General features: G+C 54.5%; 13 protein-coding genes. 8 read left to right on the top strand and 5 right to left on the bottom strand.

Going from position 1 to position 15,401, the window contains the following annotated elements; all coding sequences use genetic code 11:
• Positions 1-256 precede the first annotated feature (256 nt).
• The 4 genes from CKV68_RS09980 to CKV68_RS09965 are packed head-to-tail and all read right to left on the bottom strand — an operon-like array spanning position 257 to position 4,970.
• The gene (locus CKV68_RS09980; RefSeq protein ID WP_095076127.1) at positions 257-1,708 is read right to left on the bottom strand and encodes an ABC transporter ATP-binding protein; all 1,452 of its coding nucleotides are present in this window, start codon (positions 1,706-1,708) and stop codon (positions 257-259) included.
• Positions 1,705-2,481, bottom strand: a complete 777-nt coding sequence (locus CKV68_RS09975) for an ABC transporter permease subunit (RefSeq protein ID WP_095076126.1) — start codon at positions 2,479-2,481, stop codon at positions 1,705-1,707. The genes CKV68_RS09980 and CKV68_RS09975 overlap by 4 nt, the downstream gene beginning before the upstream one ends.
• Positions 2,478-3,434 carry an ABC transporter permease gene (locus tag CKV68_RS09970; RefSeq protein WP_038617915.1) on the bottom strand — a complete coding sequence of 319 codons (957 nt, stop codon included), beginning with the start codon at positions 3,432-3,434 and terminating at the stop codon, positions 2,478-2,480. Before CKV68_RS09970 ends, CKV68_RS09975 begins: the two co-directional genes overlap by 4 nt.
• Positions 3,435-3,437: 3 nt before the next feature.
• Positions 3,438-4,970: an ABC transporter substrate-binding protein gene (locus tag CKV68_RS09965; RefSeq protein WP_014525485.1), complete on the bottom strand. Its 1,533-nt coding sequence runs from the start codon at positions 4,968-4,970 to the stop codon at positions 3,438-3,440.
• 189 nt (positions 4,971-5,159) lie between these two features.
• Between CKV68_RS09965 and CKV68_RS09960 the strand changes: the two genes are divergently transcribed.
• The 8 genes from CKV68_RS09960 (at position 5,160) to CKV68_RS09920 (ending at position 14,398) form a co-directional block, all read left to right on the top strand.
• Positions 5,160-6,128: a TauD/TfdA family dioxygenase gene (locus CKV68_RS09960; RefSeq protein ID WP_095076125.1), complete on the top strand. Its 969-nt coding sequence runs from the start codon at positions 5,160-5,162 to the stop codon at positions 6,126-6,128.
• On the top strand, positions 6,125-7,111 hold the full coding sequence (locus tag CKV68_RS09955) for an ornithine cyclodeaminase (RefSeq protein WP_038621765.1): 987 nt from the start codon (positions 6,125-6,127) through the stop codon (positions 7,109-7,111). Before CKV68_RS09960 ends, CKV68_RS09955 begins: the two co-directional genes overlap by 4 nt.
• Entirely contained in the window at positions 7,105-8,463 is a 1,359-nt protein-coding gene (locus tag CKV68_RS09950; protein WP_038621763.1) for an alanine racemase, read from the top strand. Before CKV68_RS09955 ends, CKV68_RS09950 begins: the two co-directional genes overlap by 7 nt.
• Positions 8,460-9,530, top strand: coding sequence for a cysteine synthase family protein (locus tag CKV68_RS09945; RefSeq protein WP_095076124.1), 1,071 nt, complete (start codon positions 8,460-8,462; stop codon positions 9,528-9,530). The genes CKV68_RS09950 and CKV68_RS09945 overlap by 4 nt, the downstream gene beginning before the upstream one ends.
• Positions 9,521-10,927, top strand: a complete 1,407-nt coding sequence (locus CKV68_RS09940) for an MATE family efflux transporter (RefSeq protein WP_095076123.1) — start codon at positions 9,521-9,523, stop codon at positions 10,925-10,927. Before CKV68_RS09945 ends, CKV68_RS09940 begins: the two co-directional genes overlap by 10 nt.
• A gap of 377 nt (positions 10,928-11,304) precedes the next feature.
• Positions 11,305-11,886, top strand: coding sequence for an Ltp family lipoprotein (locus CKV68_RS09935; protein WP_095076122.1), 582 nt, complete (start codon positions 11,305-11,307; stop codon positions 11,884-11,886).
• A gap of 87 nt (positions 11,887-11,973) precedes the next feature.
• On the top strand, positions 11,974-13,248 hold the full coding sequence (locus CKV68_RS09930; RefSeq protein ID WP_013911040.1) for a cation:proton antiporter: 1,275 nt from the start codon (positions 11,974-11,976) through the stop codon (positions 13,246-13,248).
• Positions 13,249-13,489: 241 nt separating this feature from the next.
• Positions 13,490-14,398 (top strand): DUF1906 domain-containing protein, encoded by a 909-nt coding sequence (locus tag CKV68_RS09920; RefSeq protein WP_095076121.1) that lies wholly within the window; start codon positions 13,490-13,492, stop codon positions 14,396-14,398.
• Positions 14,399-14,443: 45 nt separating this feature from the next.
• Here the strand turns inward: CKV68_RS09920 and CKV68_RS09915 are convergent, their stop codons facing one another.
• Positions 14,444-15,262 carry a hypothetical protein gene (locus CKV68_RS09915; protein WP_095076277.1) on the bottom strand — a complete coding sequence of 273 codons (819 nt, stop codon included), beginning with the start codon at positions 15,260-15,262 and terminating at the stop codon, positions 14,444-14,446.
• Between the last annotated feature and the right edge of the window lie 139 nt (positions 15,263-15,401).

Raw genomic sequence — 15,401 nt, 5'->3', positions numbered from 1 at the left:
AATAGCTTTAATCCTTCGCACTCCATTTGAAGAGTATCCGGCCGCTTCCCCTCTCCCTAAGCCTGCATTTCCATAGACAAACTCCTTATATCACGCCGCAAAGTCCCCTTTTGTCTATGGAAATGCAGGCTACGGCACCCCGCCTCCCCAAAAATTGTCGTTTTTTGAGAACGCTAGAAATCCCCACCTGGCGTTTTCACGCACAAACTCCCGCTAGCGTTCTCAAAAACGACGAATACAGACGCATACAACAGCCTCAGAGGAAAACTCTGCTGTTTTCCCCGCAATGTTCCGCTACGAGTTGTTCATCGTGGGTAACAAAAACAACACCTATCCCACTGCGGCACAAATCATGCAGCACCGCCATCACGCGTGCTGCGGATTCTGGGTCAAGCGCAGAGGTTATCTCGTCACATAGGAGCACTGCTGGCTGCGTGGCTAGGGCTCGGGCAATGGCAACTCGTTGTCGTTGCCCACCAGAAAGGCCCGAAGGCAAGCGATAAGCGAGTTCCCGCGATACGCCTACGCGTTCGAGCAGCTCTATCGCCTTTTGGGTGGCCTCTTGGCGGCCAATCATCCGTCGTTTTCCGATTCTCCCTAGCCACCGCTTCTCGGTTGTGGCATCGCGTACGGCACGAACAACCGCGTCGACAACTCGCATCTTTGGGTTAAGGGTGGATGCCGGATCTTGAGGGATTATTTGCAATTTTTTCGCATGCGATCGCGGCCACGGTGTGGAAGCCTCACGGTGTATGCCGCTGCATTCCACTGTCCCTCGTCCTTGAAGATTGCTTCCTACTAAGCACCTCAACAGCGTTGATTTTCCGCTGCCAGATGCCCCCATAATGGCAAGTATTCGGCCAGGAACAACGGTAAAAGATAGGTCTGAGAAAAGGGTCGTCCCTTCATCGGTTGCATAGCTCAAGTCCGAGGCCCGCAAACATGAGACTTCGTCTCCTAGCAACGCCATGTCTGTCGCCGATTCCCCGCGCAGAGTCTGCACCGGTTCACCAGCAGCACCCGCCGCTAGCACCACATCCCCAACAGCACCAACCCCCTTATCCCCAACATAAACATGCGCATCCAGCAGATCGTGGAAAACCCCAAGCCTATGCCCCGTGATAATGATGGCAACCCCAGAGTCGGCCACGCTGCGCAGGAGGGACGCGATGGTCTTGGCTGTCACGGGATCAAGGCCAGCAAAAGGCTCATCTAGTGCGATAACGCGGGGTTTCCTAGAAAGTGCTCGGGCTAAGGCCACTCGGCGTTGTTGTCCACCGGAAAGTTGGTGGAGGCGCTTTGCTGCAGTTTCAGCGGGTAGGCCCACGCTGCGCAGAAGCTCTGGGACATCCGCTGTAGGAGCTAGCTCAGTGAGCATCGCGTGGATCGTCATGAGAGGTGGGAGTTCGGCGCCTGGGTCTTGTCCTACAAAGGCGACTTCTTCGCGACGAAAGCGCGCACGTTCCGCAGCACTGAGTCCAGTGGGATCGACTCCACATACGGAAAGAGTCCCGGTTACCACAGATCCCGCTGGTGTCTCTCCAATCAGGGCAAGCAAGAGGGTGGTCTTCCCGCATCCACTAGGCCCAACGAGTGCCGTAATGCTGCCAGCCTGGGCGCATACTGAGGTGGCGGGAACAAGCTCGCTGGCCCCCAGAGTCACTGCTATATCTGCCCGAATAAGAGGGCCGTTTGATGGCGTTGTCATCGGGCCTCCTTCTGCCCTATCAAAGCCATGACCGCGATGGATACCACCGCCAGCATGACTGCCGGAGCAAGGACAGCAAAGGGATTGAGCGTGATTCCCCCGGCATTGTCGCGCACCATGGCTGACCAGGCGAACTCCCCCAAACGGGCTCCCACGCCAAGGAAGCTTGCCACAGCTAGTAGGTGCAATGCCTCCACCACTCTTAAGCCCCATACTGAACGCACTACTGCAGACATGTTGGGCAAAATGTCGCGCATAATCACGGAGATGTCAGAAGCCCCCGCATTCCGAGCAGCTTGAACATACCCCGAGTGTGCTACCGGGTATGCCGCAGCAGCGATGACCCGTGCAGCGTAGGGCGAACCAACAACCACCGCTACTACGACCAAAAGCCATAGGCCAGAATCCGGATACAGTACGGAGACAAGCAGAAGCACGATAACCGCTGGCACCAAGATCGTGGCGTCGGCGCTTGTCTCTACGATGAAGCCTAACTTTGGCCTTAAAACACCAAAGCAACCGACGATGGCCCCTACCACTGTGGTCAACGTTCCCGCGACCACAGCAGTGAGGATAAGCGCTTGTCCTCCATGCAGGACAGCACTGACTACGCTGCGCCCCAAATGGTCAGTTCCCAATAATGCGCTGTTTCCTGCTGTATCAAAGGGCAGTCCTGCCGCCGCAGTCGGCGCGGGCAGATGAAAAAGCTGGGCGACGAGCGGCCCGCATATGGCTGTAGCTAATACGAGCAATGCAAGTATTTTCCGTGTCATACATTCACTTTCGGGGTGCACACGACTTTGAGAATGTCCGCCATCGTCAGTAGGAGGAGGATCAGTGCGCCAGTCGTCGCCAGGACCGCCAGCAGCACGGAAACATCGCGCTGAGAAACGGCCGTGGCCACGAGTAACCCCACGCCAGGGTGGTTAAAGAGCGCTTCTACTGAGACTGTGCCGGCGATGAGAACACCGGCCGATGTTGCCATTGAGGTGGCAAAGCTAGGAAGCGCCAGCGGCAGCACATGTCGTCGTAACAGGCTCGTACCCGTGATTCCCGCGAGGACGGCGCTTTGGACAGGTCGTGTGGAGGTGGCGTCGATAAGCGCTGCGCGCAGCACTCTGGAATTCCACGCAACCTGAGGTATCACAAGCGCGAGCACGGGCAACACGTACATAGCCATTGAGCTGGGTAGGCCGCCGTCGATAATCGTGACGGCTGGCAGCACCCCTAGCCCCAGGGCGAACACCGCCACGAGAAAGACACCGATCACGAATTCCGGGAGCGCAATAATGCTTGTCGACGCCCACTCTAATCCCCGGGACAGCCCCGACCGAGGTGGCCGCTGAACCCACCAGATAGAGGTTACGATCGATAGGACCGCGGTAAGTACAAAGGCGATTCCCGTGGTGGTGATTGTTACTGGCAAGGCCGTGGCCAAGAGCTCGGAGATGGGCCTTCCGTGAACGGATACCCCAAAGTCACCGGTCAACGCTTTCCCTAGCCAGTGGAGAAATCGCGTCGCGGGAGGTCGATCTAACCCCAGGCTTTGTTCAAGACTAGCGATCGCCTCGGGGGTTCGGTTTGCGCCCAAGAGCGCGGCTGCTGCATTTCCTGGAAGTCGATCGATAGCCAAAAAGACAAGCCCTAAAACCACGAGCAGTGCACCCGCGCGAATAGCGAGCCGTGGGAAAAGCCAGATACAAGCACGGGAAACTGCTTTTGGCACGTTTTAGGCTTTCTTTACGGTCTCTAGGAGAACACGTCCATAGCCGGGAGCTTTGGGCAAGCCGGACAGGCCTTTGGCAGCAATGTCCACTCCATCTGATGCGCCCCAGACCAAGTAGCCGCCACGCTCGAACTCAATTTTTTGGAGTTTTTTGCTGAGCTGATCAATCTTTGCTTGGTCAGTAGACGCGAGCAGTTCAGCATAAGCAGCATCGAACTCGGCATCGTGGAAGTTGGACTCGTTTGATTTAGCTGCCCCGTTAAGTACTTTTCCGGCAAAGAAGAGCACAGAATCATTGGTTCCCCAGTAGCCGCAATACAGGTCCGCTTTGGTCCAGGTGCTGTCATAAAACTGGCCGGATTCCTGCTCCACCACTTTAATGCGCACTCCGATCTCCCCCAGCTGCTCGGCGATAACCTTCATCGCTTCGACCTGGCCGGGAGCTTCTGGGGTGACAAAAAGATCGTAGGTCTTGGAGGTATCAAAACCGGCTTGAGTCAGCAATGTCTTTGCTTTTTCCACATCACGGTGGCGCACCAATGATGAATCGATATTGGGGTCACCGGTGCCCAGGATGTCATGAGCAACGCTGCCGTATCCTGACAACGCCCGCTGCACTACCTGCTCACGATCAACGCCTAGGCGCAGGGCCTCGCGGACTTTCGGATCGGCAAAAGGCCCATCGGAAGTGCGCATGATCAAAGGAATCACGGAGTCGTGAGAACGCTTAACGATCTGAACGTTGTCATTGTTTTCTGCAGACCGCGCTGCAATGGGGCCTACGGCCTGTGCAAGATCAATCTGTCCGGCGAGCAGTGCGTTTGTCATGGCCGTGGTGTCTTCAAAGGGAACAACGTGGATCTCTTCAAAGCCTGCTACCGTGCCGTGATAGTCATCGAATCGCTTCAGCTTTGCTGATCCATTATCCCAGCTCATCAGCTGGAAGGGGCCTGATCCCACTGGCTTCTCCGGCGAAGATCCTTCCTTCATTACAAAAGTCATCAGGCGTGCGAGCATCGGCAGCTGGCTGTTGGGGGTCGCCGTCTTCATGCGCACGGCGCGTTCGCCAGAAGCGACGATGGACTCGGGTTCTACGGGGAGTCTAAAACCATTGGCTTCATCGGAAAGCATCTTGGTCAGCGACCACACTACGTCTTTGGGCGTGACTGCTGAACCATCGTGGAACTTTGCGCCAGCGGCGATGGTGAACTCCCATTCCATGGGATTAAGCTGCTTCCACTGTTCCATGAGGCGTGGGGCAACAATCTTGTCTGCGCCGGGAACCGTCAGAGCCTCCCAGATGAGAGAGCAGATAAGCATGTCGGAATCATTGGGCAGCAGCTTATAGGGGTCGCGCTGGGCACTTGCGGCCTTGCCCAGTGCACCAACTTTAAGAACCTTTCCCGAGGTCTCCGAGGTTTTTCCAGACGAACCACTGCTTGAAGTGTTGCCCGAGGTGCAGCTCGCCACGGTAAAGGCTCCGAGGCCGAGCGCCGCGATGCTGGTTAAAAACTGGCGACGAGAAAGGTTGCTCATTTTCCACCCTGATTGTTTCGGAATTACAACAAGTATTTTTGATTTGACTTAAAGAACCGCAGGCCATCTTCCCACGCTCTGAATAATCTGGCAAGGCTGTCCTAAATGTAACCCACTCCACCAGCGAAATTGGAAATAAATATCATTTAAGTCTTTACGCATGACTCCAAAAAGGTTAGCCTCACCTCCATGCAAAAAATCTTTATAGATCATGCGCTCTCACACCGATTAATTAAATCTGCCGACGAGCTCGCCGCGCTCTCGTCCATTAACGATCCTGAATCTGCCGCAGCTATCGATACGCTTCTCGACCATGAACTCGCCGATCTGCGCGACGTCATCTGCCTCGATCCACGTCAGCACGCCGCTCTTATCTCAGGACTCCCCTTCCCCGCAGTCAACGGACCTACCCCAGCTTCATGGAAAGAATGCCGCGGCGAAGTTCGAACGTGGCGGTTCATGCTTGCCATAGTGGCATCCGCGGTGGGACGTCCCTTCGGTTGGCTAGGCCAGCAAGAGGGCCGGCTCATTACAGATCTCGTGCCTACCAGAGGCCAAGAAGCACAACAGGTGGGTGCCAGCAGCAGCACCCCGCTCACCTTGCATACCGAGGATGCTTTTCATCCTCGGCGTTCCACTCACTTTGCACTGTTTGGACTCCGCAACCCCAAAAAAGTAGGGACGACTCTAGCTCCTTGTGATCAAGCCTGGAAACGCTTAGATTCGGATTCCCGCAAAATCCTTATGACTCCCGGCGCGGTCATCCTGCCCGATGACTCCTACTCTGACTTTGACAACTCCGCCCCAGACTCCATGACTGCTGTATGGGAACGCGACCATGGTCTCGGTTTGCGCTTTGATCCCGCTTACACTGATCGTTCAACCGGGTCACGGCGCTGGTGGCAAGCCTATGAAAAACTCGCCGCAGCACTCGATTCCGTGACATATTCAGTACCTATTGCACCAGGGCAGCTAGTAATCATCAACAATGACACCTGCGTACACGGCAGAGTCCCTTTCACGGCAGACTATAACGGGACCGACCGTTGGATGCTCCGCATTAATATGATGGAGCACAATACCCAGCGTTTAACCACTGAATCAGCGGAACCCGGTTACGGACAGCGCATCCGTTGCATCGATGGGCAGGTCCTATGACCAGCACACTCCGTATACTCCGCAGTACAGATCTCTCCCACGTTGTAGTCAAGCCCCAATCAGTTCTCAACGCCGTACGTACTGCACTTACAGAACTGGGGCGCGGGAGTGCCGAATGTCCCGAGAAAATCACAGTCAAGGTTCTCACTAGCGTGAGCTACTCGATGCTGGGCCGCAGCTCGGCGCTATCTACCGTGGGCTTTAAGACTTCTTTCACACATTGGAAACCACGCAACGCCGACGGGCCCCGCGAAAAATCCTACGCAACCACGCTCACGCTTTACGACGACACCACCGGCACCCCCATTGCCATGATGGATGGTGCCCCCATCGGTGCGTTAAGAACCCCCGCCGTATCTGCACTTTTGGCACGAGCCGCCGGATGCAACCCTACATCGGCACTGATAATTGGTTCAGGGGTCCAAGGACAACAGGCCTCCCCCTTCCTACTCACAGAATTTCCCACTTTGTCCCGGCTCATAATCTCAGGACATCACCCGGATAGTGTGGAAAGAGCAAAGGACCTTGCGCTTACAGCAGCAGCGTCACTAGGAAGGGAGATCACCGTTGATCTGGTCGATGACCCTGCGCCAGTAGCACGCAAATGTGATCTTGTTATTGGGGCAGCCGGGCCCGATACTCCCGCGGTGGTTACCGCCCAGGACCTCCAAGAAGATGCCACCGTCGTGGTGGTGGGTTATGGCATCGATGCCAGCGTCTGCCATCAAGCGGAGCGGATTATCACCACAAGCGAGCAGCAGATGCATCTCACCGGAACAGACTTTGTAGATGAGCAAGGTGTCATGCCTGAAATAACTGCCGAGCTTCCCACGCTTTTAGCTGACCAGAGCCCATTGGGGGCGTCGTCAGGCATTACTTTCTGCTACAACAGCGGCCTTGTCCTTACAGACATCGCAGTGGGTTCTGTTTTTGCAGCCGCAGCCATAGAACAAAACCTTGGGGTGGAGGTGGACCTGTGGTAGCCGCTCCCATTTGCCGCATGCCGATCCCCGCATGGCAGGAAGAATTAGCGCATTCACCGACCTTGGAAAGCATCGCGCATGTCGCCCGTGGGCCTTTCCATGTTCTGTACCCGCGCACTTTCACAGACACAGTAAAACGTTGGTTCGACACCGCTGCAGATACCGGAATCGCTTTTGGTCTGCGCTTTGGCAAAAAATCCAACAAATCTGGATGCTTTGCACGGCGCCTCGCCGATATGTGTGCTCAGGGATACGACGCCGGAATCGATGTTGCCAGCACCGACGAACTCCACGCTGCTCTCTGCGCAGGAGTGCCCGGGGAGCAACTCGTGGTTACCGGCCCAACGCCAACCGCTGACCTTATCCGGCTTGCTACCTACCACGGTTCTCTTCTCACGGTCTCTAGGCCCGAGGACCTTGACGCGATAGCCAGGGTCATGCACGATACACAGCCAATAAAAAAGCTCAGGATCATGCTCCGTCTTAGTTCTCGCGGACCACGCACGCGCTTTGGCATGAGCACCGAAGAAAGTTACGCCCTAGCGCAGTCGTTAGAGTCTGGTCGTTACCGAGGTCTTCCTGTGAGCATCATGGGCGTGAGTTTTCATTGCAATGGATACGACGTAGACGAACGTATTCAGATGTCTCATACGGCAATAGACACCGTGCTTAAACTGAGAGAATGGTCTCCGGCTTCCGTGGTATCTATCGGCGGTGGATTCCCAACATCGAGTGTCTCCCCGCAACTGTGGGATGCCGTGACCACGCAGCTTATGCCTTCCATGTTTGTCACCGGAAAAATTCCTGGTGACCAATATCCATTTGCCTCCAACTGCGCAGGCACAGAGGCGCTACAACATATCCTCACGCGAGGAAAGACAAGCGTTAAAGACAGGATTATTGCCCACGGAATCACGCTACTGGCCGAGCCAGGAAGAAGCGTGTGCCAGACAGCAGGAGCAAGCTACTTTCCAGTGCTCTCCTGCCATAGGCTTCCCAACACAGAGGGCAACGTAACCGTTGTAGAGGGCACCAGCCTTAGCCTGTCTGAGCAGTGGTTTGACTCCGAGTACTACCCAGATCCCTATCTCATCCGTGCAGGAACAATCCTTGTCCAAGGTGAACCCACGAACTCCGCTGTGGCGGGATCTACATGTTTGGACGGCGATTACCTAAGCCGAAGATTTATCCGCTTCCCTGATCGTCCCCGCCCCGGCGACATTCTGGTCTACCCCGATACGGCGGGCTATCAAATGGATTCCAACGAATCCGCGTTTCACGGCAAAGAGCCTCCCAAAAAATTTGTCTTTTCCGCTACCCCACGCCATCACTTCACGGAGGATTTTTCATGACCAACACCGTTGTTACCCGCGTCTCCCAGCTCATTGGCAACACCCCGCTATTCGAGCTCGTCGCTACGCCTTCTGGAAGCCGAGTCTTGCTCAAACTCGAACAATTTAATCCCTCCGGAAGCGCAAAAATTCGCATGGCAGAATCCATGATCAACGCCGCAGAAGCAGAGGGCAGGCTCCAGGCTGGCGGCACGATTGTCGAGTCCACCTCAGGAAACACAGGGCAAGGCCTGGCGATTCTTGCGGTTGAGCGCGGCTATAAATTTGTGGCTGTGGTGGATAATCACTCCTGTAAAGACAAACTCAATGCCATGAGTGCAATGGACACTCACCTCGAATATGTTGCGGCAGAAGGCGATGATGCCCTTGCGACCTCGGCACGCGAAGACTACGCCGAAGAGCTTGGCCAACAACCCGGATGGGTTTTTATGAAGCAACACGACAACGAGGCCAACTCCAAGGGCTACTACCCCGCCGCAGATGAGATCATAGAAACGCTCGGGCACTGTCCGTCTCATCTGATCAGCGCGGTGGGCACAGGAGGGAGCCTGTTCGGGGTGACAGAACGACTTAATGAGCTGGGCTATCGGCCACACACTATCGGGGTAGAACCTGAAGGGTCTATCGCTTTTGGCGGGCCGGCGCATGATTATCGGCAATCGGGTACTGGCACTCCTGAGGGAGCCGTTATCGGCACCGCGGTGCGCTACGATCTCCTCGATATGGGAGCAAAGGTTTCTGATATCGCTGCTTTCGCAGCTTGTCGGACGATAGCAAGGCACACCGGCCTGCTCCTCGGGGGTTCCGCCGGCGGAGCCGTTGTTGCCGCATTAGAGTTGCTTCCTACGCTACCGGCTGGGTCCACGTCAGTAACCATGGTCTGCGATGGCGGCGAAAAATACTTGGATACTGTCTTTAACGACTCGTGGATGCGCTCTCATAACCTGCTTGATTCCGACCTTGAGGAACAAATCTGGAAGCATATAACGGCATTGCGTGAGGGAGAATCCCCTGCCCCGCTAAAACTCACCCGAGTCTCTTGGTCAAAGGAAAAAACGTGCGTCTAGCTAGCTCTGGTTCACAGGATCCCGGCTCTTTACAGAGGCAACTTCTACGGCTTTCCCTCCCCCTAGCTGGGACCCAGCTAGCCAACATTGCGTTATCCACCACGGACACCATCGTGATGGGATATCTCAGCGTTGCGGCACTGGCAGGCGGCGGTCTGGCTGTGATCTGGTTTAACCAAATTCGCACGATGGCGGTCGGCCTTCTCACTCCCCTGGGCAACCGTATTGCGCAAGTCCATGCGCGCTACGAGCATAATCCCAGCACTGAGCGGCAACAAGAGATTCGCAATCTCACGCGCACTGGCCTGTTCTTAGCAACAGCGAGCGGGATTATTGGTGCAATCCTTCTCGTCCTGATTAGTTACGCACTGCCATTCTTCGGCCAGCCGTCAGCGGTTACTGACGCCGCTATCCCCATGATGTGGGCGCTAGCCCCTGGTCTTATTCCGTGCCTCTGGTTTCAAGTGTCACGGCAGTTTTGCGTAGGACTAGGCAAACCGCAATCTCTCTTGGGGATCACCCTCGCCATGGTCGTTGTCAACGCTTTGCTGAACTTTGCTTTCGCCTTTGGCTACGGTCCGTTTCCCGAGCTTGGATTGGTAGGAATCGGCCTATCCACCACGCTCGTTCACTGCACATCTGCAGCCGCTTATTTCGTCTTAATCAACAGAAATCCCGAAATTAACTCGTTCCATGCCATCGACTTTTGGCGTCGCGACGCAACCTCATTCCGCTCCCAGCTCCTACCGCAGCTACGCACTCAGCTGCGTTTAGGGGCTCCGGTCTCAGCCACCTACGGCGCAGAAGCCGGCATGTTTTCGGTCTTAGCCCTCATCATGGGGTCTTTCGGCGCGGATGCTCTTGCGGCCCACAATGTGGTGTACCAAGTTACGTTCATCGTTTTCCAAATCGGAATCGGTTTTTCCCACGGCAGCTCAATATTGGTCAGCCGTGCATTCGGGCTTCACGACGTCCACCTCTCCCGACGTATCGGCCTGCAAGCGCTAGCCACCATGATGGGGGTCGTATCCATATCCGCGATTTTTTTCCTTTTCACACCCGAATTTGTACTTCGCCCTTTCATGCGCGATGCCACCCCCGAAGCGCTGGCTCTCGCGGTGTCTTTGCTCATGATCGGCACGCTTATGGAATTTGTAGACACTGGCCAAAACGTAGCAATCGGGGCGTTACGCGGCATCAATGACACCTCAACAGGCCTTAAAGCTTCCCTCGTAGGCTATTGGGTTGTAGGGCTTCCCGCTGCCCTAGCGTTTGCCTACGGTTTTCATCTCGGCCCCCATGGAATCTGGTGGGGCTTAGTCGCCGGACTAGCAACGTCGGCATTCCTTTTATGGACTACCTTCCTACGAAAAACCCAGGCTTTAGAAGAAACGTAGACCCGCTACCTGTGGGTACGCATACAGCAAAGATTGGTAGCTGTCCTGTGATTCAGGAACAGCTACCAATCTTCTTTTCTCTACGTATATGCCTCAAAAATTCATTTAAGACGCCAACACACTTCAGCTAAAAAATTTTAAAAATTTAGCATTTCCGCTGGTATAGACCCTATATTTCTTCTCTCTTCGAACAATCCATCGCATGCTACACATCCAATGTCATAGGGGCTTCATATTTTCTATATCAGACAAGCACCGCGGTCCAGACTCTCGTGGAAACCGCGACCTATATTTTCTGCGGATGCTGCACTCGCGGTGTTTGTCGCCCATAACAATCACTGACTATTCCCTCATAGTCCATGTTCAAAGGAGCATCGATGTCTGCACCTATCCCTCAGCCAACCGATAACTCATACGCTCAACAACCTCCTGCCAAAAAGAAAGGTGGGTGCCTTAAGTGGGGCGCCATCGTTGGCGGCGGTCTCCTCGTCCTTGGGATTGTGTCTCCCCTGGGCAGTGGCGGTGACACCAACACGTCTGCGGAATCCCCAACCACCCAACAGCAAGCTATAAATAGCACTGTTGCAACACCACAGCACAACGACGTTGCTACTACGCCTCAGAAAACCACTGCTGATGCTACCCCCGATGTTCCGCGTGAGTTCAAAAATGCATTGCGCAGCGCCGAACAGTATTCAAAGGTCATGCACATGTCTAAGGCTGGTATTTACAACCAGCTAACATCCGAGTACGGGGAGAAGTTCAGTCCCGAAGCTGCACAATATGCGATTGATACGATCAAAGCCGACTGGAACAAAAACGCATTGGAAACAGCAAAGAAATACCAAGACACTATGGCAATGTCTTCTGATGCAATTTATGACCAGTTAATCTCTGAATACGGAGAAAAATTCACCCCTGAGCAGGCACGTTATGCTGTAGATAACCTTCCGCAGTAACATTGTTACTTGAGATAGTAGCCCGGTATCGAGCCACCTTGCCCTGCCAATAAGGTTTTTGAGCAAGGTGGCTCTACCATTTATTCCATGTTGTATGCTTCTTCCGCTTTTTCTGCGGAGATTACTCTGGCGGCCGAGGCAAGCCAGACCGATGCCCTTGTGTCCTTTGCGTGGATCATGACGGCCGCGCTCGTAGCCCCTCTACTTTCTTACGCCACGGGAAAACGTATCCCCGCTGTCGTATTGCTCATTGCTTTCGGATGTCTCATCGGCCCCCACGTGCTGGGCCTGGCGTCGGAAGCCGGAGGCGTTGGATTAATCAAAGAAATCGGCCTAGGCATGCTTTTTCTTCTTGCTGGCTATGAGATTGATCCGGAAACTCTCCGCGGAAAAGAAGGACGTTCCGGCCTTTCCACATGGATCATATGTGCGGTGTTGAGCTTCCTCGGAGCTTTTGCCATCTTGGGCTTTGATAACTCCTCCACAGCGATCGTGCTTGCTATCGCTGTTACATCCACGGCAATTGGAACGTTGCTGCCGATTATGAAGCAACAAAACCTACTCAATACCTCCGTGGGATCATCTCTCATGATTCATGGCGCAATCGGAGAGATCGCCCCTATTTTGGCCATGGCTTTATTGCTGTCGGCTCGCTCAACATGGACGACAGCTGCTGTCCTGTTCGCGTTCTTCCTCATCGCTATTGTGGTGGCCATTGTCCCCAAGACCGTGAAATTGTTCCTCCCCTGGATGGGACGTGCGATGGTCGATGGAGCTGGGTCAACAAACCAGACAGTCCTGCGACTCATCTTGTTAATGCTCGCCATTTTGATGGCTGTCGCAGCAGTCTTTGAATTAGATGTGGTCCTTGGAGCTTTCGCTGCAGGTTTTATCCTGCGACAAATGGTTCCGCAAAAGTACCGGGTAGCGCTGGAACAACGTCTAGATATTGTCGGTTATAGCCTGCTCATACCAGTATTCTTCATTTGCTCGGGCATGGCCATTGACCCCGCAGCGGTAGCAGAAAAACCCTGGTTCCTCATCATTCTTATCCCGCTGATTTACATCACGCGTGGCCTCCCAGTCTTCTTACGAGAGATGTTCTTTAATACCGGTTCGGGGCTTAAAGATTGGAAAGAAAAATTACAGCTGAGCCTGTTTGCAGCAACTGCCCTACCGATCATCGTGGCAGTTACAGAAGTCGCCACAGCTTCCCACATATTGAGCCATGAGAATGCGTCCATCATGGTAGCTGCAGGGTCTATCACTGTTCTTCTCTTCCCCTTGCTCGCTAGTCATCTCAAACCAGCGAAAGCTTATACGGAGTCACTGCAGCAGACTCAGGACGCCTCGCACTCCTAGACAAGGCTGCTTCCGTAGATGATAGGGAACAGAATTTTGATGTGTTCTCCCCCTCGTTCTTTACGACCAGAGGTGTTACTGTAGTTAAAACTATTGCCTGTAGCATCAAAATTCACCTCATGAGGTTTAAACACACCCAAAAACCTCATTTGTGTCATGTATCTGAGTTTTGCTGCCACCTGCATATCTCTGATCAACCCAGCACTTTTACGCTGTTTGAAAGACAGGAAAGTCATTAAGCATGCCCAACTTTGATACTCCGATGTCCCGGCGTGGATTCCTCAAGGCATCTGCCGCCTTTGTCGGTGGTGCTGCCGCACTGGCAGTGACGCCTGCTGCATCTGCCGCACCTGGACCGATCCTGGGAACTGTCATCGATTTTGCCGCCGGGGTTCCCCGAGCACACGATGTCAAAGCAGCAGGCCACATTGGAGCCGTCCGATATGTTTCCCAACGCCGCCCTGGCACTGAAGGTTGGATGCTAGGCAAACCAGTCACGCTCGCAGAGACCACAACAAATGCTGCTCTAGGACTCGCCACTGCGTCTGTTTACCAGTTTGGCAAGGATGCTACCGCAGACTGGAAGCAGGGTGCCGCCGGTGCGGTAGTCCATGCGCCACAAGCCATTGCCCTCCACATCGCTGCAGGCGGTCCTAAAGGTCGCCCGATCTACGTGGCCATTGATGACAATCCAACGCGCGCCCAATACGACCACCAGATCCGCCCATATTTGCAGGCTTTTGGCTCGGCACTCAATGCCGCTGGTTATAGTCTTGGCATCTACGGCAACTACAACGTGATCGACTGGGCTATTGCTGATCGTCTTGGTTCTTTCTTCTGGCAACATGATTGGGGTTCCAACGGCCGAATCCACCCACGCACCACGATCCACCAGAAAGCTGGATACGCAAGCAAAATCTCCGGCATCGGCGTGGATATCAACAACGTGTATGCCTCGGATTGGGGCCAATGGCTCCCCGGCGCAGCTCCGACAGCACCACCGTTTATTCCCGGAAACCCTGCTCCTGTAATTCCGGGTCTCCCTGATCTCCAGCAGCTCTCGTCCCAGCTTCCTGTCAATATTCCTGCACCACAGCAGGCACAGATTAACGCTGCACTTGACTTGCTCAAGATGATTAACCTGCGCTAGCGCAAACATAAAGCGGCGGCCTAGTATACAAAGGTCGCCGCTTAGTTATTTCCTCAAGATCTGATGCTGAACTAGATCAGTCAAGTCTTTTTGCGTTCCCACCACAGCTGCAGCCACAACGAAATCGGATCCAAAAGACACCGACGAGTGTAGAACTCCATCATTTGACCAGCCAAGTTTGGTTCCCTCCACCCCAGGCAGCGTGTACGTACCAAAATCTTGTACAGTGCCATCGCTTGCTTTACTCGCAACCGAGCGCATGGCGGTAAGAACCTTAGACTCGGGATTTTCCCGCAGCAGCTGCACAATAAAATGAACCACATCATACGTTGACGTATACGAATAGCCCCAGCGGCCAACAGTTTTTGTAGCCTCTAAGTTATATTTCCTGGCTGTCGCGTCTATGCAATCCGGGTAGGCGTCGAAAAGCTCGTCTGCTATATCGTCGTCCGATTTTTGGATCATCCGAACGGCTTTTGCTTGTTCTTTACGAGTTCCATGCTCAAAAACGTAGTCCGCGATATACAGCTTGCTCAGACTCAGAGCTGGCCGTGCAGTTCGTTCTGCTGCGGTACCACGGTGCTCTCCCGTGCGTATATTCACATATGTAACTTGGTCGCGCAGCCAATCCACACCAGGCGATTGCAATGGCTCTGCGGTATCAAACACGAGTGGGGCGCTGGGAATATCTGCTGCCGAGGCCTTAGGTTGCCCTAGAGTGGCAAGGGCAGAATCACCAGAAGGCCCCTCCCCCGATACAAAGGGAAGGGCCATAAGAGCGGCCGCGGAAACAACCAGTGGCACACACTTCCACCGCGGTAGATACGGCGCGCAATATTCTGTCGCACCCGAACCACTATCCATGCGGACAATAATAGTGTCCGACGCTGATCGCTCAACGCCGGACACCACCAGATACCCCGAACACCGCGGCAAGCTCCGGTGATGACTCACCGCGGAGGTCTGTGAACGGAAATCCGTTAGGTTACGGGGATGCGACTAG

This window comes from Corynebacterium ulcerans, from assembly GCF_900187135.1.
Classification (GTDB): Bacteria; Actinomycetota; Actinomycetes; order Mycobacteriales; family Mycobacteriaceae; genus Corynebacterium; species Corynebacterium ulcerans.
Note: the sequence above shows the minus strand (reverse complement) of the source record. Positions and strands in the feature narration are given on the sequence as shown.

Coding starts and splice junctions, on each gene's coding strand:
- CKV68_RS09980 (WP_095076127.1), bottom strand. CDS start 1,708: ATGACAACGCCATCAAACGGCCCTCTTATTCGGGCAGATATAGCAGTG.
- CKV68_RS09975 (WP_095076126.1), bottom strand. CDS start 2,481: ATGACACGGAAAATACTTGCATTGCTCGTATTAGCTACAGCCATATGC.
- CKV68_RS09965 (WP_014525485.1), bottom strand. CDS start 4,970: ATGAGCAACCTTTCTCGTCGCCAGTTTTTAACCAGCATCGCGGCGCTC.
- CKV68_RS09960 (WP_095076125.1), top strand. CDS start 5,160: ATGCAAAAAATCTTTATAGATCATGCGCTCTCACACCGATTAATTAAA.
- CKV68_RS09955 (WP_038621765.1), top strand. CDS start 6,125: ATGACCAGCACACTCCGTATACTCCGCAGTACAGATCTCTCCCACGTT.
- CKV68_RS09945 (WP_095076124.1), top strand. CDS start 8,460: ATGACCAACACCGTTGTTACCCGCGTCTCCCAGCTCATTGGCAACACC.
- CKV68_RS09935 (WP_095076122.1), top strand. CDS start 11,305: ATGTCTGCACCTATCCCTCAGCCAACCGATAACTCATACGCTCAACAA.
- CKV68_RS09930 (WP_013911040.1), top strand. CDS start 11,974: ATGTTGTATGCTTCTTCCGCTTTTTCTGCGGAGATTACTCTGGCGGCC.
- CKV68_RS09920 (WP_095076121.1), top strand. CDS start 13,490: ATGCCCAACTTTGATACTCCGATGTCCCGGCGTGGATTCCTCAAGGCA.
- CKV68_RS09915 (WP_095076277.1), bottom strand. CDS start 15,262: ATGGATAGTGGTTCGGGTGCGACAGAATATTGCGCGCCGTATCTACCG.